3 protein-coding genes are annotated in these 21,813 nt (G+C 69.2%); all 3 read right to left on the reverse strand.

What is annotated here, in order from left to right; genetic code table 11:
* Nucleotides 1–135: 135 nt before the first annotated feature.
* The 3 genes from ACFW6D_RS12670 to ACFW6D_RS12680 are packed head-to-tail and all read right to left on the reverse strand — an operon-like array spanning nt 136 to nt 21,517.
* Entirely contained in the window at nt 136–351 is a 216-nt protein-coding gene (locus tag ACFW6D_RS12670; RefSeq protein WP_266293539.1) for an MbtH family protein, read from the reverse strand.
* The gene (locus tag ACFW6D_RS12675; protein WP_379327641.1) at nt 348–2,447 is read right to left on the reverse strand and encodes an AMP-binding protein; all 2,100 of its coding nucleotides are present in this window, start codon (nt 2,445–2,447) and stop codon (nt 348–350) included. Before ACFW6D_RS12675 ends, ACFW6D_RS12670 begins: the two co-directional genes overlap by 4 nt.
* The gene (locus tag ACFW6D_RS12680; protein WP_379327643.1) at nt 2,447–21,517 is read right to left on the reverse strand and encodes a non-ribosomal peptide synthase/polyketide synthase; all 19,071 of its coding nucleotides are present in this window, start codon (nt 21,515–21,517) and stop codon (nt 2,447–2,449) included. Before ACFW6D_RS12680 ends, ACFW6D_RS12675 begins: the two co-directional genes overlap by 1 nt.
* Nucleotides 21,518–21,813 lie beyond the last annotated feature (296 nt).

Below are 21,813 nucleotides of genomic sequence, written 5' to 3' on the forward strand. Positions count from 1 at the left end.
GCATCGGGACCGACCTGATCGACTCGGTAGTCATCTACACAGGCCAGCATGCCTATCGCCGCCCCGACGGCGTCGCGGTAGTCCCCCTCGCACTCCTCGGACCGTGATCGTGCGAGCTCGAATCCGACGGCCAGGTCAGGGTTTGTTGGACATGGCGGCGATGAGGGAGTTGGGGCGCATGTCGAGCCAGTGGGATTCTACGTAGTGCAGGCACGAGGTTCGGGGGGCGGCGCCGAAGGCTACTGTCCAGCCGCCGGGGACGGCGGCGAAGGTGGGCCAGAGGGAGTGTTCGCCTTCGGTGTTGACCAGGACGTAGAACTGGGCGTTGTCGTCGTCGAAGGGGTTGGTCACGGGGTGGCCTTTCTGATCACGGTGCCCAGGTGGGCCAAAGTTTGGGGGGTGCCTTCGATTTCGGTATGGGCGAGGGCGCTGGTTCGGTAGAGGCCCTCGCCGGTGGGGAGTGCGTGGAACGGGGGGAAGTCGGTGGTGGTGACGCCGTAGGTGGTGATGAGGGTGGCTAACCGGGTGGGGTCCGGTGGTTCGGTGAGGATCACCGTGGCGCCGACGCGCAGCGGGAGCAGGTAGCCGTGCCAGGCGGTATGGGATTGATGCAGGTAGACGTCGCGGGCGGTGAGGTTGTGGCGGGCCTGCATGGCGGTCACCCGGTGGACGGCGGCAGCGTGGCTGATGGTGACGCTGTTGGTGGCGCCGGGGGGAAACAGCACGATGGCGGGGTGTTGCGGCAGGATCGGGGCGTGGTGTTCGGTGCGGGCGATCGGTTCGCTGGAGTAGGTCGACAGGGCGACCCGGTCGATCGCGACCGTCGGGATGTCGTAGGACCCGAGGTGTTCGCGGGCGGCGATGGTCAGTGCCAGCGCTGGATTGACGACCGGTGGCAGCAGGGCGGTGTCGACGGGCACCACCGCACCACCGGCTTTGAGCACCGCGTAGGTGGCGACCACGAACTCGACAGAGCGTGGAACATCGACCAGCACAGCCGATTCCGGCCCTACCCCGAGGGCGATCAGGTGCCTGGCGAGTTGATTGGCGCGCCGGTCGAGGTCACCGTAGGTGATGATCGAGGTCGGGCCGCCGTTCGGCGCATGGACGACGGCCGGGTCGAAAGGGGTTGCGGCAGCTTGGGCTTCGAACTCGTCGAGCAGCAGCTCGCCGGGCAGACCGGCGGAATGAACAACGGGCCCGTCGTCGACGCGGCCGACGAACTCGATCTCGGCGGTCCAGGCGTCGCCCGGGGGCCTGCGACGCACCAGGTCGCCGGTGGCGAACATGCGGTCGTCCACCGGACCGATGGGATTGGCGAGGAAGGTCGCGGCGGTGGCCTGCCTGGCGACGTAGCCGCGCGCCAATTGCACACCGGAGACATAGAGTTCACCGATTTCACCGTCGGCGACCGGGCACAGGTGCTCGTCGAGGATCAGCAGTTCGACATCGTCGGCCGCCGAGCCGAACGGGACCACGTCGAGGTCGGCGCCGGTCACCTCGTGCGCGACGAACTCACCCGCGGTCTCCGGTCTGCCGTAGACGTGCCACAGGGTGGCGCCGCTCACCTCGCGCAGGGCGGCAGCGGTTTTCGCGAGGAGTGATCCACCCGAACCGAGTACTACGCGCAGCGAGTCCAAACGCTCTTCGGCATCGGGCAGCGCAGCCAGTTCGGCCAGTTCCTCGTGGTCGAAACATGCTGCTGTTACGCCGGTTTCGTAGATGGCGTCGGCAAGTACCGCCGACGGCGAGACAACAAGGGTCGCGCCGGTCTGCAGCGCGAGCAGCATCTCCCCCACGGCGGCCTGACCGGTCAGCGGTGCGTGCCAGAGGACCGAATCGCCCGTGCCGATGCCGCAGATACGTTGGCGCCAGTTCGAATTCGCCTGTGCTGCACGGTGTCCAACGACGACCGCGGTCGAGGAACCGACATCGACAACCAGGTAGGCGGGGTTGTCGGCACCAGGCCCCGGTAGCTCGTCAGGGGTGATTTCGGCGACGGCATCGGTGTACAGAACCGGGAACCCGGCGGGGTGCGGTGTTGTGCCTGCCGTGAGGATCAGTGTCGGCGCGGCCATGGCAACGGTGCGTCGTTGCAGGTCATCAGGGGCAGCAGGGTCGAGCAGGACGAACGCGCCCCCTGCGGCGAGCACCGCGTGCGCGGCGACAACGAGTTCGGCCGAGCGCGGTAGCAATACCGCGACGGTCGTCTCGGGACCGACGCCGTGCTCGACGAGAGCCGCGGCCAAAGTATCGACCCGCTCGGCCAATTCCCCATAGGAGAAACCGATTTCGCCGTCGCGGATCGCGAGGCTTTCCGGTTCGCGGTCGGCGTGGGTGGCGAACGCGGCGAGCAGGGTCGCCGGGTCACGGGGTCGTTCGCCGTCCAGGTCACGCAGGAGCGCGGCGAGGGTGGCGGCGGTCGTGATCGAATCCGTGTGCGACATCAGAGTTGTCCTTCCGAGTCGTCAACCGAGGCAGACCCGGCGATTACCGCGGCTGCTTCGGTCACCAGTGTGTGCAGAGTGGAAGTGAGACCAGCCGCGCCGAGTGCGGCGAGCACGCCGGGCACGAGCCCGGCCAGCGCGACGTTCACCAGCGCTTCGGGTTTCATCTTCGCGCCCATCGCCCTGCTCACCGCGGTGAGTTTGGCGTCGAGGGCTCCGTAGGAAATGGCGTGCTCGCCGTGGGTGAATGCCACGGTCGCCGGCGCGATCCGAGCTGCCGAACTTACGAGGTTCGGGAGGTCGGCGATGGTGTAGGTGGTCTCTTCGGCGTCGGTGCGCATATCGATCGCGCGCACCGCGACAGTGGGATCGGCGGCTACTGCGGTGAGAACCTTGCGGAAGCGTTCGGCCAGGGATCGCACCGTCGACTCGTCGAAAAGATCTGTGGCATAGCCGAAATGGATGTCAAGGCCGTCGAGGGTGCCGTCGTCGCGGTAACGCTGCAACGCGGTGAGATGCAGATCGAACTTGGCTTCGGCCAGGCCTGGGTCGAGGGCCTGCACTTGGAGGCCGGGTAGTTCGATGCCGGCCGGTGGCATGTTCTGGAAGGTCAGCATCACCTGGAACAGCGGGGTGTAGGCGCCGGTGCGGGTGCGGCCCATGGCGTCGACGACCTGCTCGAACGGGACGTCGGCGTGCGAGAGGGCGGCGAGATCGCGCCGCTTCGCCTGGGTGAGCAGGTCGATGAAGGGGGCGCGCGAGTCGACCTCGGTGCGCAGCGCGACGGTGTTGACGAACATGCCGACGAGGTCGTCGAGTTCGCGGGCACCGCGCCCGGATACCGGGGCACCGATGGTGATGTCGGCGCTGCCGGATTGCTTGGCCAGCAAGACCACCAGGGCGCTGTGGACCACCGTGAACAGGGTGGTGCCGTTGGTTCGGGCGATGTCGTCCAGGCGGTGGGTGAGCGTGGTGTCGATTGCGAATTCGACAGTCGCGCCCTGCATTACACGCCGGGCGGTGCGGGGACGGTCCGTCGGCAGCGCGAGCAGTTCGGGTGCTCCGGCGAGTTCGCGGGTCCAGTAGGCGAGTTGCTGGGCGAGCACGCTGTCGGGGTCGGTCTCGGAACCGAGCAGGTCGCGTTGCCAGGTGCTGAAATCGCCGTACTGGATTTCCAGTGGGGCCCAATCGGGTTCGCGACCCTGTGTGCGATCTACGTAGGCGCGCACCAGGTCTCGGGTGAGCGGGTCGATCGAGTAACCGTCGGCACTGATGTGGTGCACCACGACGACGAGAACATGGTCGTTGTCGCCGAGGCGGTAGAGGGCGACACGGATCGGGGGCGCGGCGGTGATATCGAAGGGCTGCGCGACCAGGGCCGTGATGCGGGTTTCCACATCGGCGGGGGCGACCGGAATGGGGGTGAGGTCGACCGCGGCCGACCAGGCGGGCATCACCTGCTGGATCGGTCCGCCCGCAGTGTCCGGGTAGCGGGTGCGCAAGGTGTCGTGGCGGGCCAGGAGGTCGGCGACGGCCGCCTGCAGGGCGGGCAGGTCCAGATCGCCGGTGAGGCGGATGGCGGCCGGGATGTGGTAGGCCGAGGACTCCTGCGCCAGCTGGTGCAGGACCCACATGCGCTGCTGAGCGGGCGAGAGGGCCGCAGGGCCCTCGCTGGTGCGCTTCGCCAGCGGGGGTCGGGCGGTGGTGAGATCGGCGGTGGCGAGGTGCTCGGCCAGTGCGGCGACCGTCGGGGCGTCGAAGACCGCGGCCACCGGGACCTGGGTGCCGAGGGCGGCGCCGAGGCGGGCGGCCAGGCGGGTCGCCATCAGGGAGTTGCCGCCGAGTGCGAAGAAGTCGTCGTCGAGTCCTACCGTCGAGCAGCCGATGACCTCGGTAAAGGTCTGTGCCACAAGACGTTCAGCTGCGGTGGTGGGGGCACGGAAGGCAGCTTCGGCGAACTCCGGGTCGGGCAGGTTCACACGGTCGACCTTGCCGTTCGCGTTGAGAGGTAGCGCGTCGAGCACCACCAGGGCGGCGGGCACCATGTAGGCGGGCAGGTCGGCGGCGAGTTCGCCGCGCAGTCGGGCCGCGACGGCTTGTTCGTCGCCAGGCATCAGGTCGGCGACCGCCGCGTAGGCGATCAATCGGGTGCCCGCGCGGTCGTCGGTCTTGGCTACGGCGACAGCGGCGCGCACCTCGGGGCAGCGCAGCAGGGCTGTTTCGACCTCGCCCAGTTCGATGCGGAAACCGCCGATCTTGACTTGGAAGTCGGCGCGTTCCAGGTATTCGAGGGTGCCGTCGGCTCGCCAGCGCACGATGTCGCCGGTGCGGTACATCCGCTCGCCGCTCGCGGGGCTGTCGGCGGGCGGGGACACGCCAGCGGAGCGTGACCACGCAGGGCCCTCGGCAGCGCCGCCATCAGATCCGGCGAAAGGGTTGGCGACGAAGCGGTCGGCGGTGAGGGCTCGGCGGCCGTGGTAGCCGCGGGCGAGTTGCGTTCCGGCCAGGTAGAGCTCACCGGCGACGCCGATCGGGACCGGGCGGAGTCGGGCGTCGAGAACGTAGAGCGCGCTGTTCCAGGCGGGCGTACCGATCGGAACCACGTGCGACGGGTCCTCTGCCACTTCGTATTCGGTGATCGAGACGGCGGCCTCGGTCGGTCCGTACAGGTTGTGCAGGACGGCTTCGGTGCCGCTGGCGCGGAACTGGGTGGCGGTGGTGGCGGGCAGTGCTTCGCCGATTGCCAGGACTGCCCGCAGCGATGCCGGGAGCTCGGTGTCGCCGGCCAGGAGCATGCCGACCAGGGACGGCACCGCATGGAGGACGCTGACACCGTGCCGCGTCATGGTGGTGCGCAGTCGATCCGGGTCACGCTCGTCGCCGGGGCGGGTGATGATCAGCGCGCCGCCGGAGGTGAGGGGTGACCAGAACTCCCAGACCGACAGGTCGAAGGTGGCTGGGGTCTTCAGCAGGACGCGGTCACTGGTGGTCATGGTGAAGCGGTCGTGGAGCCAGGCGAGCTGGTTGACGATCGCGGCGTGCGGGACGCTGACGCCCTTGGGGCGGCCGGTGGAGCCGGAGGTGAAGATGATGTAGGCGGGATGCTCGGGGCGCAGCGGGCTGATCCGGTCGGCATCGGTCACCGGTGCGGTCGAGAGTGGCTGCAGCGCAAGATGATCCAGTTCGAAGACGGGCACGTCCACGGGGATCGGCAGGCCGTCGGCGGCGGTGGTGAGTACACACAGCGGTGCGGCGGTGGTGACGATGTAGGCGATGCGGTCGGCCGGGTGATCGGGGTCGATCGGTACGTAGGCGCCACCCGCGCGGACCACGGCGTGCATGGCGATGACGAGGTCGATCCCCCGCCGCATGGCCAGCACCACCGTGCGCTCCGGGCCGACACCCTCGGCGATCAGCAGGCGGGCGACATGGTCGACCTGGGCGTCGAAGGTGGCGTAGTCCAGGGTCTCGCCGGTCGCGTCGTCCACCAGCGCGAGTGCGTCGGGTGTTCGGTTCGCCTGGTGGGCAACCAGTTCGGCGAGAGTGGTCGGCTGGACCGGGTGGGTGGTGTTGTTCCAGGTCTCGAGCAGCAGGGTGCGGTCGCTGCCGAGTAGGTCGAGATCGCCGACGACGGTATCCGGTGCGGCGGTGACGGATTCGAGAATCCGGTGCAGTGCGGCAGCGAAGCGTTCGGCGGTTTCGGTGTCGAAGAGATCGGTGGCGAAACCGAGGGCCATCTCGATGCCCGCGGGGGTGCCGTCGGCGCTGTAGTTGTCGAGGGCGAACAGGTGCAGGTCGAATTGGGCTACGCCGGAATCGAATTCGATGTTCGAGACGGTCAGGCCGGGTAGTTCCAGCTGACCACGATCGTGGTTCTGGAACGAATAGCCGACCTGGAACAGCGGGTGCCTTGCGGTGGAGCGGGCCGGGTTGAGCACTTCTACGAGCCGCTCGAACGGTACGTCGGCGTGGGAGAACGCGGCGATGTCGGCGGTGCGGGCGGTGGCGAGCAGGTCGGTGAACGGGGCGTCACCGGCCACCGGGGTGCGCAGAACGAGGGTGTTGACGAACATGCCGATGACCTCGTCGAGTTCGGCTTCGCCGCGCCCCGCGTTCGGGGTGCCGACGGCAATGTCGGCGGTGCCGGAGAGCCTGGCCAGCAGGGCCGCGAAGGCCGCGTGCACCACCATGAACAGGGTGGCGCCGTTGCTGCGGCCGAGGGCCGAGAGTGCGGCGTGCAGTTCGGGGTCGAGAGTGAAGCTCACCTTGTCGCCGCGCAGGCTTTGGCGGGCCGGTCGCGGACGGTCGGTCGGCAGGGCCAGCTGATCGGGCAGTCCGGCCAGCTGCGACCGCCAGTAGGTGAGCTGCTCGGCGGCAACGGATTCCGGCTCGGCTTCGTCGCCGAGCAGGTCGTGCTGCCACAGGGCGTAGTCGGCGAACTGCACGGCGGGGGGTGCCCAGCCGGGTGCGGTGTCGGTGAGCCGGGCGGTGTAGGCCCGCATCAGGTCGGCGACGAAGGGAGCGATGGAGGAACCGTCGGCCGCGATGTGGTGCAGGACGGCGGCGAGCACGAATTCGGTGTCGGTCACCTGGAACAGACGCATCCGCACCGGAATTTCAGCGGTCACGTCGAAGGTGGTTTCGGCCAGTGCGCGAATCGCGACGGGGAGCGCGGCTTCGCTGATCACCACCGGCGTGAGCGGCGACATGGCCTCCGCGAGTGCCGGTGTCGCCTCGGAACGTGCCGCTTCGATGCCCGTCGACGGGGCCACGGACACCATCGCTTCGGAGTCTGTCGGCGTTGCCGCTGCCGACATCGCTTCGACGCCGGTCAACGGGGGCACGGTCGACACCGCTTCGACGCCCGGCGACAGGGCCACCGACGACATCGCCTCGGCGGCGTCGCGGATCACCTGTACGGGTGTGCCGTCGACCGCCGGGTACACCGTGCGCAGCGACTCGTGACGCGCGATCACATCGGCCATCGCGGCCCGTAGCGCGTCGACATCGAGCGCACCGGTCAGGCGCAGCGCGAACGGGATGTTGTAGGCCACCGACGCGCGGTCGAAGCGGTTGAGGAACCACATGCGCTGCTGCGCCGGGGACAGCGGAAGGAGCTCGGGCCGAGCCCGGCCGACGAGTGCGGGCCGGTCGACCTGGGACTGGGCGTCGACAGCGGAAGCCAACTCGGCGACGCGCGGCGCCTCGAACAGGGTCCGCACGCCCACGCGCCGATCCAGGGCGGCACCGATGCGCGCCACGGCCTTGGCTGCCAGCAGGGAGCTGCCCCCGAGGGCGAAGAAGTCGTCGTCGGCACCGATCGGCTGGTCGTCCGCGCGACCGAGGACCTCGGTGTAGACATCGGCGATGATCTGCTCGGTGATGGTGGCGGGCTTGCGGTAGGCGGTGGTCTCGAAGACGGGTGCGGGCAAGGCGGCGCGGTCGAGCTTGCCGTTGACCGTCAGCGGGATGCGGTCGACCAGCACAGTGGCTGCCGGGAGCATGTGCTCGGGCAGGGTGCGTGCCAGTTCCTTGCGCAGGTCGGCGGTATCGAACTCGGCGGACTCGGCGACCAGGTAGGCGACGATGCGCGGCTCGTCGACGAGGTCGGTGCGGACCAGGACCGCGACCTCGCGCGGGGCGACCGAACTGCGCAGCAGGGCAGCCTCGATCTCGCCCAGTTCCACGCGGAAGCCACGGAGGTTGACCTGCTGGTCGGCGCGACCGAGGTATTCGAGATCGACGCCAGCGGTCCGAGCGTCGGCAATCGGGACATCGACATCGGAAGCGAGGGCTGACGACAGAGCGGCCTCGGCCGCACCGAGTTCGAGGATCAAACGATCGGCGAGTTCCGAGTCGACGTGTGCCGATGCGGGCACCTCGACAGCACGGGGCGCCACCCAGCGAGCCAGGTCGCCCGAACGATAGGCGAGCGATCCGGGCGGGCCGTAGGGGTCGGCGACGAAGCGGCTCGCGGTGAGGTCGGGACGACCCAGGTAGCCGCGTGCCAGCTGTGGTCCGGAGACGTAGATCTCGCCGGGGACGCCGACCGGGACGGGGCGCAGGCGCGAATCCAGTACGCGCACTGTGAGTCCCGCGATGGCGCCGCCGATCACGCTGGCGGAGCCGGTGTTCGGCGTGATCTCACGGTAGGAGACGTGGACGGTAGTCTCGGTGATGCCGTACATGTTCACCATGTGTGGCGAGTCCGGGTAACGGTCGAACCAGTCGGCGAGGCGCTGGGGTTCGAGGGCTTCGCCACCGAAGATCACTGTGCGCAAGGCGTATTCGGTCGGCGCGGGTGCGGCGAGGTCCGCTGCGATGAGCTGGTAGAACGCTGACGGTGTCTGGTTGAGGACGGTGACGTGTTCGGCGCGAAGGAGTTCGCGGAACTGTTCGGGCGAGCGGGAGGTGAAGTAGTCGACCAGGACCACCGAGCCGCCGTGGAGCAGGGCGCCCCACAGTTCCCACACCGAGAAGTCGAAGGCGTAGGAGTGGAACATCGTCCACACATCGGTGGGCCCGAAGTCGAAGCGCTGTGCGGTGTTGTCCAGCAGGGCAATGACATTCGAATGCGGCACCACGACACCCTTGGGGCGGCCGGTCGAGCCGGAGGTGTAGATGACGTAGGCGGGGCTGGCGAGGATCAGGGGCGTACGGCGGTCCGCATCGGTCAGGGGTTCGGTGGCGAAGTCGGCCAGGTTGGCCGCGGCGGGGTCGATGACGGGGCCGCCGAACCAGTCGTGTGCCAAGCCGGTGTCGTCGTTGGTGATCGCGCAGAGCGGGCGAGCGTCGTCGAGGACGTATTCGATGCGATCGGCGGGGTAGTTCGGGTCGATCGGCAGGTAGCCGCCGCCCGCCTTCAACACGGCGAGCAAGGCGACCGGCAGCTCCACTGTGCGCGGAAGTGCCACTGCTACCAGCATTTCCGGGCCGACGCCCGCGGCGACGAGACGTCGGGCGAGGCGGTTGGACCAGGTGTCGAGCTCGCCGTAGGTCAGGGTCGCGTCGCCCGCCTTCACCGCGATGGCGTTCGGGTCGAGTGCGGCGGCGCGGGCGAACCGGTCCACCATGGTGTCGGCGGCGGCCACCGAGGCGCCGGTCGACGACCACTCGTGCAGGGTGCGCTGCTGCTCTTCGGCGCTGAGCAGCTGGATGTCGCCGACCACGACGGTCGGGTCGGCGACGACGGCGGCCAGCACCTGGGTGAACCGGCGCGCCAGCACCGCGACGCTGCCTGCATCGAACAGGTCGGTGGCATAGGCGATTTCGATGGACATGCCGTTCGCGCGTCCGTCGATGTCGTCGGACTCCCCGACGGTGAACTGCAGATCGAACTTCGCCACGGCCGCGTCGACATCGATGGGCTCGACGCGCAGGCCGGCGGCCTCCAGCGGGGGCACGGTGAAGTTCTGCAGCACCAGGGCCACCTGGAACAGGGGGTGGCGGTTGCGGGCTCGCGCCGGGTCGACGACGTCGACGACCTGCTCGAACGGAATATCGGCATGCGAGAGAGCATCGAGGTCGCTTGCTCGCACGGCGTCGAGGGTGGTTTCGAACTCGGCGCGCGGGTCGATCTGGGTGCGCAGGACCAGAGTGTTGACGAACATGCCGATCACGCCGTCGAGGGCGGCCTCGCCGCGGCCCGCGACCGGGGTGCCGATGGCGATATCGCTACCGCCGGACAGGCGAGCCAGCAGCACGGCGAGTGCCGCGTGCACGGTGCTGAACAGGGTGGCCTCGTGCTTGCGGGCCAGTTCGCGCAGCTCACTGTGCAGATCGGAATCGATCTGGAAGTGATGGGTTGCGCCGCGGTAGGTGGACTCGGCCGGACGGGGGCGGTCGGTGGGGAGTTCGAGTTGCTCGGGAACGCCGGCGAGAGCCTGGCGCCAGAAGGACTGCTGGACGTGGGCAACCGAGGTGTGATCGGTGATGTCGCCCAGGATTTCGTGCTGCCACAGGGCGTAGTCGGCGTACTGGATCGGCAGCGGCGCCCAGGCGGGAGCCGAGCCGGTGCGGCGGGCGGCGTAGGCGGCCATCAGGTCGGCGGCCAGTGGGCCGAGGGAGAAGCCGTCGGCGGCGATGTGATGGATCACCAGGACGAGCACGTGGTCGCTACCGACCGCGAACAGGTTCGCGCGGACCGGGATTTCGGCTGTCAGGTCGAATCGGACCGCGGCGCACTCCAACAGGCGCGTGGGGAGGTCGGCTGCGGCGATGTTTTCGGCGCGCAGGGTGATGTCGACGGCGTCGCTGATCAGTTGGACCGGGGTCGCCCACGCTGAGCGGACATCCTTTTCCGCACCGGTCGAGTTCTCGACCGTTGCGTGGATCAGTGGACGCTCGGCGTGGTGCTCCGCAACCTCCGGATAACTCGTTCGCAGCGTCTCGTGCCTGCCGATCACGTCGGCGAGCGCCGCTGCCAGCGCGCTGACATCGAGCTCGCCGGTGAGGCGCAGTGCGACGGGGATGTTGTCGACGGCATCGCCTACGCCTTCGACGTCGGCGAGGTAGCGGTTGAGGAACCACATCCGGCGCTGAGCAGCAGAGAGCGGAATCTGTTGCGGGCGTTCGCGAGTGGTGAGTTCGAGGCGGCCGCCGTTGCCGCGCAGGGCGGTGCACCGGTCGGCCAGCATCGCTACCGACGGTGCGTCGAACAGCAGGCGGACCGGGATCTGGGTGTCGAGGGCGGCACCGAGGCGGGCCGCGACCTGGGTGGCGTTGAGGGAGTTGCCGCCGAGGGCGAAGAAGTCGTCGTCGAGGCCGACTTCGCGATCGGCGGGGAAGCCGAGGACCGTGGCGACGGTGGCTGCGACGATGCGCTCCACCTCGGTCGACGGCGCGCGGAAGACCGCGGCCTCGAAACTCGGTGCGGGAAGGGCCTTTCGGTCGAGCTTTCCGGAGGTGTTGAGCGGGAACTCGTCGAGGACCACGAAGGCCGCGGGGGCCATGTAGGCGGGCAACGTGCTCGAGAGCGCTGACTTCACCGCGGCTACGTCGACATACTGTGCCGCGACGAGATACGCGACCAGGACGTCGTCGCGGACGATGACCGCGGCCTGGGTGATCTCGGGCAGCGCGGACAGCACGGCTTCGATCTCGCCGAGTTCGATCCGCAGACCGCGCAGCTTGACCTGGAAGTCGGTGCGGCCCAGGTACTCCAGTTCGCCCGTCTTCGTCCAGGTGACGAGGTCGCCGGTGCGGTACATCCGCGCGCTGGGAGTAAAGGGGTTGGCGACGAAGCGGTCGGCTGTGAGATCGACGCGACCCGCGTAGCCGCGCGCGAGTTGATCGCCCGCCAGGTACAGCTCGCCGGGAACACCGACGGGGACCGGGCAGAGTCGGCCGTCGAGGACGTACACCTGGGTGTTGTGCACAGGTGCGCCGATGGGGACCGAGATCGTGTCGGCGGCGGTGACCTCGTGGAAGGTCACGTCGACCGCGGCCTCGGTGGGGCCGTACAAGTTGTGCACAGCCGTACCGGTGAGCCGGCGCAGCAGATGGGCCGGGGCGGGCGGCAGTGCCTCGCCCGAGGCGAACACCATGCGCAGCGATGAGCAGTTGCCGGCAGTGGATCCGGTCGTCGCGGCCGAGATCATCGCGGTGTCGGGCACGGGCGCTGCGGTTGCGGGGATCACCCCCTCGCCGACCCCATCTGCGCTGATGCGCGTCCCCTGGTCGCGGGACTCCTCGAGAGCGGCGACGAAGACCGCGAGCATCGACGGGACGAAGTGAGCGACGGTGATCTGCTCGGTGTCGATGACCTGGGTGAGGTAGGCGGGGTCGCGGTGGCCCTCGGGGTGGGCCAGCACGAGGCGCGCACCGATCTGCAAGGGCCAGAAGAACTCCCACACCGACACATCGAAGGTGGCGGGGGTCTTCTGCAGGACGGTGTCGTCGGGGGTGAGACGGTAGGCGTCCTGCATCCACACCAGGCGGTTGACGATGGCGGCGTGGGAGACGACGACACCCTTGGGTGTGCCGGTGGAGCCCGAGGTGAAGATCAGGTAGGCGGCGTTGCCGGAGGTCAGGGTGGCGAGGCGGTCGGCGTCGGCGATCGGCTCGGGCGAGTAGTCGGTGGTGTCGAGCTGCTCGAGGTCGAGAATCGCGGGGCGGTGCGTGTCGGCGGCCGCGTCCACCGCGGAGAGGTCGATGTCGTCGATCGCGCGGGTCAAGACGCAGACGGGGTCGGCGGCGGCGATCACCTGGGCGGTGCGCTCGGCCGGGTGGTCGGGGTCGAGGGGGACGTAGGCGCCACCGGCTGCGAGGACCGCGTACATGGCGATGACGAGGTCGGTCGAACGGCGCATGCCGAGGGCGACGGTGCGGTCGGGGCCGACGCCGATCGAGATCAGCAGGCGGGCAAGACGATTGACCTCGGCAGCCATCGCGGAATACGACAGCGTCACAGCATGATGCGAGGCGACGTGGCCGGATGACTGACGGTTCGACACCACAGCGTGACTCGGCGAGGGGTGGCCGGCCACCAGGCGGGCCGATGCCGCAGCGTGACTTGACGAGAGGTCGCCGGACGCCATGCGGGCCGATCGCGCAGCATGACTCGACAGGTGCGCCGTGGATTCGGCGTCGAAGGACAGGGCGATCGCGTCCGGGGTGCGCTGCGCCTGTGCTGCGAACAGCGAGGGCAGCGTCAGGTGCTCGTCCACGGGGTACGCAGTGGCGTTCCAGGTATCGAGCAGGCGGTTGCGCTCCGCGGTGTCGAGCAGGTCGATGTCGCCGATCACGACGCTGGGATCGGCGGTCACCGTATCCAGCATCCGCAGGAAGCGGGTGCCGAAATCTGTGATGGTCTGCGCGTCGAAGAGGTCGGTCGCGTACTCGAAGCGGGCGAGCAGGCCGTCGGCGGTTTCGCGCAGGGTGAGGTGCAGGTCGAATTTGGCTGTGTGGGTATCGATCTCGATTTCCGAGGCGGTCAGGCCCGCGAGTTCGAGTTCGGTGCGGGAGTTGTTCTGGAAGTCGAGCATCACCTGGAACAGCGGGTGCCGAGCGGTCGAACGGTCGGGGTTGAGCACCTCGACGAGGCGGTCGAAGGTGACCTCGGTGTTGGCGAGGGCGCGCAGGTCACTGTCGCGGACCGTGCCGAGGAGTTCGCGGAAGGTGGCGTCTGGGCGGATTCGGGTGCGCAGGACGAGGGTGTTGACGAACATGCCGACCAGGTTGTCGAGCGCCTGGTCGCCGCGACCGGCGACCGGGGTGCCGATCGAGATATCGTGCTGGCCGGACAGTTTGGTGAGCGTGGCGGCGAATGCGGTGTGCAACACCATGAACAGCGAGGCGTTGGCTTCGGTGCCGATGCCGCGCAGTCGGTCGGTGATCGCGGTGGGAACGGTGAAGGCTTGGCGCGCACCATGACCCGACGCGACAGCCGGGCGGGGGCGGTCGCTCGGCAGGGAAAGCAGGTCGGGCAGATCCGCCAGTTCCGTTGTCCAGAACTCGATCTGGCGGCCGAGCGCGGAATCGGCATCGTCTTCGGCACCGAGGGCTTCGCGCTGCCAGAGGGCGAAGTCGGCGTACTGCACCGGCAGTGGCGTCCACTGGGGTGCGGTTCCGGCCGAGTGGGCGGCGTAGGCCACCATCACGTCACGGGTCAGCGGGGCGACCGACCACCCGTCGGCGGCGATGTGGTGCAGCACGAGGACGAGGACGTGCTCGTCGGCGGCGGTGTGCAGCAGGTGCAGGCGGACCGGGGGTTCGGCGTCCACCGCGAACGGGACGGCGGCCAGCGCCCGGATCCGATTGTCGAGGTCGACCGGGGCGATCGCGTGCGGTTCGAGGGTGATCGTCAGCTGGTCGGCGGCGAGTACCTGCTGGAACGGGATGCCGTCGACGGCGGGATAGCGGGTGCGCAGGGCCTCGTGCCTGGTGAAGACCGCTGCCACAGCCGCAGTCATGGCGGCGTAGTCGATGGTGCCGGTCAGGCGGATGGCGGCGGCGATATTGTCGGCGACCGATTCGGCGTCGAACTGGTTCAGGAACCACATGCGCTGCTGGGCGTAGGAGAGCGGAATCCGTTGCGGACGTTCGCCTGCCACCAGCGGCGGACGCGGAGCGACTTCGGCCTCGGCGCCGAGCAGGGCAGCAAGGGCGGTGACGGTCGGCGCTTCGAACAGAGTCTTCAGCGAGACCGTGCGACCGAGCGCGGTGCCGAGGCGCGACACCACCTGGGTCGCGACGAGGGAGTTGCCGCCGAGTGCGAAGAAGTCGTCGTCGGCGCCGACCTGCTCGACACCGAGGACCTCGCCGAACACCTGGGCCACGATCGCCTCGGAGCCTTCAGCTGGCGCGCGGAAGGAACGCGCGGCGAACACCGGGTCCGGCAGCGCCCTGCGGTCGAGTTTGCCGTTGGGGGTGAGCGGCAGTTCGTCGATCACCACGAACGCGGACGGCACCATGTGCGCTGCGAGGGTGCCACGCAGCGCCGCGGCGAGTAGATCGACGTCGATCTCGCCTGTCGACACGCACCGATCTGCGCAAGCACTGTCGGCAGCCATGACAGCCGGACCGGCGGGCGCTTCGATGCCGCCGGCAACGGTGCCGGATTCACCCGCGCAGCGCTCTGCGGGGGACATGTCGGCATCGGCGACCGCGCGATCTGTCTGCTGGGCGGCGGTCACCTGCATCTGTGGGACAAGGTAGGCGACGAGTTGGTCGCCGCGGCGGGCGTCGGCGCGGACCAGGACGACGGCCTGGCGGACCGAGGGCTCGGCGAGGAGGGCGGATTCGATTTCGCCGAGTTCGATGCGGAAGCCACGGAGTTTGACCTGGTCGTCGTTGCGGCCGAGGTATTCGAGGGTGCCTTCGGTGGTCCAGCGGACCAGGTCGCCGGTGCGGTACATGCGCTCGGAGGGGGTCCAGGGGCAGGCGACGAAACGGGCGGCGGTGAGGGCTGCGCGGGAGCGGTAGCCGCGAGCAACCTGGGCACCGGCGACGTACAGCTCGCCTGCGACGCCGACGGGGACCGGCTGCAAGCGCGCGTCGAGGACCCACTGGGTGATGCCGCGCAGCGGGGTGCCGAGGGTCAGCGGGGAGTCGGCGATGAGCGGGGCGCTGATATTGGTGGCGACGGTGGTTTCCGACGGACCGTAGGCGTTCACGAACGCGCGCGGGACCGGGCCCTCGGTCCAGCGGGCGATGAGGTCGGGCGGGCAGGCTTCGCCGCCGACCATCACCATGCGCAGGGTGTCGAGTGGGGCGGGGTCGAGCACGGCCAGGCCGGAGGGGGTCATCAGAGCGTGCGTGACGCGCTGCTCCGAAAGCAGCTGCGTCAGTTCGTCTCCCACGTGACGGCCGGGCGGGGCGATCACCAGGGTCGCGGCGGAGTTCACGGCGAGCAGGAATTCCATCACCGAGATGTCGAACGACGGCGAGCCGACCTGCAGCACACGGGCGTCGGCGGTGCCGAACATGCGCGCGGTTTCCTCGGCAGCGAAACCCGCGATGCCCGCCTGGGTGACCAGCACGCCCTTGGGCAGGCCGGTGGAGCCGGAGGTGTAGATGACATAGGCCAGGTGCTGGGTACGCAGGGGTCGGCGGCGGTCGAGGTCGGTGACGGGATCGCTGGAACGCCAGGCACATTCGGCCATCAGCTTCAGCTCGTCGAGGACCAGCCAGTCGATCGGGCCCGGCAGCGAATCCTGCGACTCGGACACCGTAAGGCCGAGTCGCGCACCGGAATCGGTCACCATATGGGTGATCCGATCGAGTGGGTAGCTCGGGTCGACCGGCAGCCACGCGGCACCGGACTTGGCGATCGCCCACACCGCGAGGACCGACTCGATCGAGCGGGGCATGCCGACGGCGATCACGTCGTCGGGGCCGACACCGTTGTCGATGAGGACCCTGGCCAGGCGTGACGACGCGCGATCGAGTTCGCGGTAGGTGAGGGTGCGGTGGCCGTCGGTGACGGCATCGCGCTCAGGGTCGGCGGCAACAGCGTCGGCCAGGAGGTCGGGGAGCAGACCGGTGGCGGTGACCGGGACTCCGCGCATGTTGGTGAGGTGGGAGAGTTCGGGTGCCGACAGCAGCGGTAGGTCGCCGACGGCGGTGTCGGGGGTGGCGACCGCCGCGGACAGCAGTCGCACGAAACGGGCACCGAGAGTGTGCATCTCGGGCTCGTCGAACAGGTCGGTGGCGTACAGGGTGACGGCTTCGATGCCCGCGGGTTCGCCTGCGGCGCTGCGTCGTTCGGCGAGGGTGAGCTGCAGGTCGAACTTGGTGATGTCGAGTTCGACCTCGTGCACGGTCACCGGCGAACCGGCCAGGTCGAAGGTGGTGCCGAGGACGGCCTGGAAGTTCAGCGCCACCTGGAACAGCGGGTGACGCGACTGCGAGCGGGCCGGGTTCACGACGTCGACCAGGCGATCGAACGGGATAGTGGCGTGCGCGAAGGCGGCCAGGTCGGTTTCGCGGGTGTGTTCGAGGGCAGCGGTGAAGGTGGCGGCGGGGTCGACCTCGGTGCGCAGGACAAGGGTGTTGACGAACATGCCGATCAGGTCGTCGATGGCGCGGTCGCCGCGACCCGCGACACCGGTGCCGATGGCGATGTCGGTGGTGCCGGACAGGCGGGCGAGGAGCACGGCGAGCGCGGTGTGCACAACCATGAACAGCGAGGCGCCTGCCTGCTGGGCCAGGTCGGCGAGTCGGCGGTGCAGGTCGGCGTCGATGGTGAAGGTGGTGCGGGCGCCGCGCATGCTCGGTTCGATCGGACGCTGCCGGGCCGAGGGCAGTTCGAGCTGGTCCGGGAGATCGGCGAGAGTGCGCTTCCAGAAAGCGATTTCGCGCGAAGCCAGCGACTGCGGGTCGGCTTCGGCGCCGAGGAGTTCACGCTGCCACAGGGCGTAGTCGGCGTAGTGCACGCTCAGCGGCGACCATTCGGGCTCGATGCCATCGGTTGCGGCACGGTAGGCCGTGAGGACATCACGTACCAGCACCTGCAGCGAAACACCGTCTGCCGCAATGTGATGCAGCACGACAGCGAGTACACACTCCCCCGCCGGCTCCGGCGGGGTCGCTGCGCGGCTACGCCCGTCCCCGCCGTCAACAGTGGCGGAAGTCGCGGCGGCAGCGGAGATACCCACGAACTCGGCAGGCGCGGACCCGAAGTCCGTTGACGCCACTGCGCCATCACGGTCGGCTGTCGCCGCGATTGCGGGAGTCGCGTCCAACTGTGGACGCACGCGGTTGCCCGGCGCGAACGCGGCCGGTTCGGACTCGACGAGGAGGATGCGGGCGCGGAACGGGGCTTCGTGTTCTAGATCGAAACCCGCGCAGGCGAACCGGGTGAGTTCGGCGTCTAGGTCGGCGGCCGACACGGTGGTCGGGTCGTCGATGCGGAACAGGCCTGCGTCGCGAATGACCTGCTCGGCGACTTCGCCACCGGGGGCGTCGACGGCGGGGAACACGGTGCGCAGGGCTTCGTGGCGGTCGACCACCGCGTGGAGGGCTGCGACCAGGGCAGGGAGGTCGGTGTCGCGCAGGCGGATGACGAACGGCATGTTGTAGCCGGGGGCCGAGGGGTCGAACCGGTTGAGGAACCAGATCCGTTGCTGCGCAGGGGAAAGCGGGATCAGGTCGGGCCGGGGGCGAGCGGCGAGCACGGGGAGACGGTCCGAGACGCCGGTGTCGTCGCGCTCGGTGATCGCGGCGGCGAGGCGGGCGACGGTGGTCGCGCCGAACAGGTCGCGCACGGTCAGGCGGCAGTCGAGGTCGGCACCGAGGCGGGCCGACACCTGAGTGGCGACCAGGCTGTTGCCGCCGAGGGCGAAGAAGTCGTCGTCGCGGCCGACGCGGTCGCGGCCGAGCACCTCGCCGAACACCTTTGCCACCGTCTGCTCCACCGGGCCGATGGGCTCGGCGTAGGTGACGACGGTGCGGGCGGGGGCGGGCAGGGCCTTGCGATCCAGCTTGCCCGACGCGTTCACCGGTAGGGCGTCGAGCAGCACGAAAGCGGCGGGCACCATGTAGGCGGGCAGGGCGCGCAGGGCGGTCTCGCGCAGATCGTCGACCGCGACCGCGCCCGGCTCGGCTTCCACCACATAGGCGACCAACTGCTCGCCGACACCCGCGTCGTCGCGGACCATGACCACCGCACGAGCCACCGAGTCGACGCTGTCGAGGACCGCCTCGATCTCGCCGAGCTCGATCCGCAGACCGCGCAGCTTCACCTGGAAGTCGGTGCGCCCCAAGTATTCCAGTTCACCGTTGGTGGTCCAGCGGACCAGGTCACCGGTGCGGTACATGCGCTCGCCGGGCGCCGGGCTCGCACTGCTACCGGAAACGGCACGACCGGAGACGACCCGACTGTCGCAGGCAGGCCGGTCGGCGTCGGCGGGCACGGGTGCGGCGACGAAACGGCCCGCGGTGAGTTCGGCGCGGCCCACGTAACCCCGGGCGAGCTGTACCCCCGACAGATACAGCTCACCCGGAGCCCCGACCGGTACAGGCCGTAGCCGCGAGTCGAGAACATGGAGCCGGGTGTTGAACACCGGCGCGCCGATCGGCACCGTGACCCGGTCGGCGTCGATCACCTCGTGGAAGGTGACGTCGACGGCGGCCTCGGTCGGGCCGTAGAGATTGTGCAGCCGCGCACCCGTGAGCAGCCGCAGCCGTTGAGCCGGTGCGGCCGGTAGTGCCTCGCCGGATGCGAAGACCAGGCGCAGCGAGGTGCGCTCGGCGATTTCCTGCTGTGCCAGAAAGACTTCGAGCATCGATGGCACGAAATGTGCGACGGTGACGCCGTATTCGGCGATCACCCGGCGCAGGTAGGCGGGGTCGCGGTGGCCGTCCGGCTCCGCGAGCAGCAGGGTGGCGCCGATCTGCAAGGGCCAGAAGAACTCCCACACCGAGACGTCGAAGGTCATCGGGGTCTTCTGCAGCACCACGTCGACGCCGTGCAGTCGGTAGGTCTGCTGCATCCAGACGAGACGGTTCACGATCGCGGCGTGCTCGATCGCGACGCCCTTGGGCAGGCCGGTGGAGCCGGAGGTGAAGATGACGTAGGCGGGGTGACCGGGGCGCAGCGGGGCGGTGCGGTCGGCGTCGGTCAGCGGGGCATCGTCGTAGTCGCTCAGGTCGAGGTCGTCCACGGTCAGCACCGGCAGACCGTCGATCGGCGCGCCGTCGCGGGTGGTGGTGAGCACGACGGCCGGAGCGGCGGTGGCGAGGATGTGCGCGATGCGGTCGGCGGGGTGATCGGGATCGATCGGCACGTACGCGGCACCCGCGGTGAGCACGGCGTACATCGCGACCACCAGCTCTGGTGAACGCCGAATGCTCAGTGCCACCAGCGATTCCGGGCCGATACCGTCCGCGCGTAGGCGCCGGGCCAGTCGGTTCACCCGCTGAGCCAGCTCGCGATAGGTCAGCGTCGCGCCATCGAAGTTCGCGGAGTCGGCCGCACGGGCTGCGTCGGCCCGGCCGATAGCGTCACCGGGGCGCGTGGCATCAGCTGCGTTCGTACGGGATGTCCGCGTCGCGGCGTCACCGGGATACGCGGCCGCCGCACCCTCGGCGCGCCAAGATGTCGCCATGCGCACGGCCACGTCGTCGGGGGTGCGGGCGACCTGAGCTTCGAACATGGCGGGCAGGGTCGCCACCGGCACCGAGCGCTCGGTCAGCGCGGCATCCACATCGAACCGGGTGGAATTCCAGATTCGCGTGCTGACCTGCAGTTCCAGCTCGGTCGCCACCTCGATCGTGCTCAGCGCGGTGGCCAGGTCGGCGGCGGCGAGGCGCTCGAGAAAACCGAGGAAGCGCGCGTGATGGCGGGCCAGGGTGTCAGCGTCGTAGAGGTGCGGATTGGCTTCGAAGTCGACGTGCACGCGGTCGCGGTCGCCGTAGTAGACGTTGAGGCTGAGGTCCTCGATCGGGCCGGTGGACAGCACCCGGTAGCGACCGGTCGTGGTGCCGAGGGTGAGGTCGCTGCGGAAGAGCATGAAGTTGGCGAGCGGGCCGAACAGTGCGCGCCGGGCGGGGCGGCCGTCGTCGGAGGCATCGCGGCGGATGTCCTCGGCGCGGTAGCGCTGATGACGCAGCGCGCCGGCCACCTCGACCCGCGCCGCCCGCAGCAGCTCACCCCAGGTGGCGGTCGAACCCGCCGCGCCCGTGGGCAGCCGCAGCGGCACGATATTGGACAGCATGCCCGCCGAGCGGCGCATCACTGCGGTGGTGCGAGCGGTGACAGGCAGGCTCAGCACTGCGTCCGGACGGTCGGTGAGGCGGCCGAGGTAGGCGGCGAAAGCGGCAAGGAGGACGGCGGAGATCGCCGAATCATCGCTGGCGGCAATGGTTTCCAGACGGTCGACCAGCTTTTCCGACAAGCGTCCGCCGGTCACCAGGTTGATCGCCGAACGCGGCGCGGTGCGGGCGTCGAGCGCGGTGGGACTGTCAACGCCCGCGACGCGCTGGGCCCAGTGGTCGCGATCGCCGATGAAACGGGTGCTCTCGCGATACCGCTGTTCGCCCTCGACCAGCGCGGACAGCTCGCCCGGCACCACCTCACGCGCCGGGGTGCCGAGCATCCGCGCGGTGTAGAGCTCGGCGATGCGCTGGGAATTGGTGAACGCGCCGTAGCCGTCGAGCACGATGTGGTGGCCGCGCAGGTACCAGAACCAGCGCTTTTCGCCGACGCGCAGCACCGCGCCCGCCACCAGCCGGTCGGTGAGCAGGTCGATGGGGGCGCCGAATTCCGCGCGCATCCATTCCTCGGCGGCGGCGACGGGGTCGTCGTGGTGGCGCAGATCGATCAGCGGCAGTTCGTCCTCGACCGGGATCGAGTGGTCGACATACTGGTGCGGGATGCCGTCGGACTCGCCGATCCGCACCAGCGGTGAACCGTAGGCGTGGGCGGCCTCGGCCGAAACCTCTTGCAGCACATCCACATCGAGCTCGCCGTCGATGTCGACGTACTGGGCGATGGTGATCGGGACGTCGGGGTCGAGCAACTGTGCGTACCAGACACCCAGTTGGGCCGGGGTCAGCGGAAACGGCGGACCATCGACCTGCGCTTCCTGTGGTCGCGCGCTGTACCCACCCAACTCCGTACCGTGCACCAGAGCCTCCTCGTATCGCGAAAGAACAGCTCGAACCTTTTTCGGGCAGCACGAACAGACCTCGTGAACCGAAAGATTCGATGTGAACGCGGTGGGCGTGACGCCACACTCGCGCAAGATCCCCGACAGATCATGTGGACGAGATCGGCGACCCGAGTCGCCGAAGCAGACGGACGATGCGTCCGTCGCGGGTGCCTAGCTGTTGATCATTCCTCCAACGACTGTGTCAGTTACATCACATAGGTGCCTGTCCATGCTGTGCCGACAGTAGGCGCTCAGTTAATAAAAAGAAACTT

The organism is Nocardia sp. NPDC058705, assembly GCF_042749305.1.
Lineage (GTDB): Bacteria > Actinomycetota > Actinomycetes > Mycobacteriales > Mycobacteriaceae > Nocardia.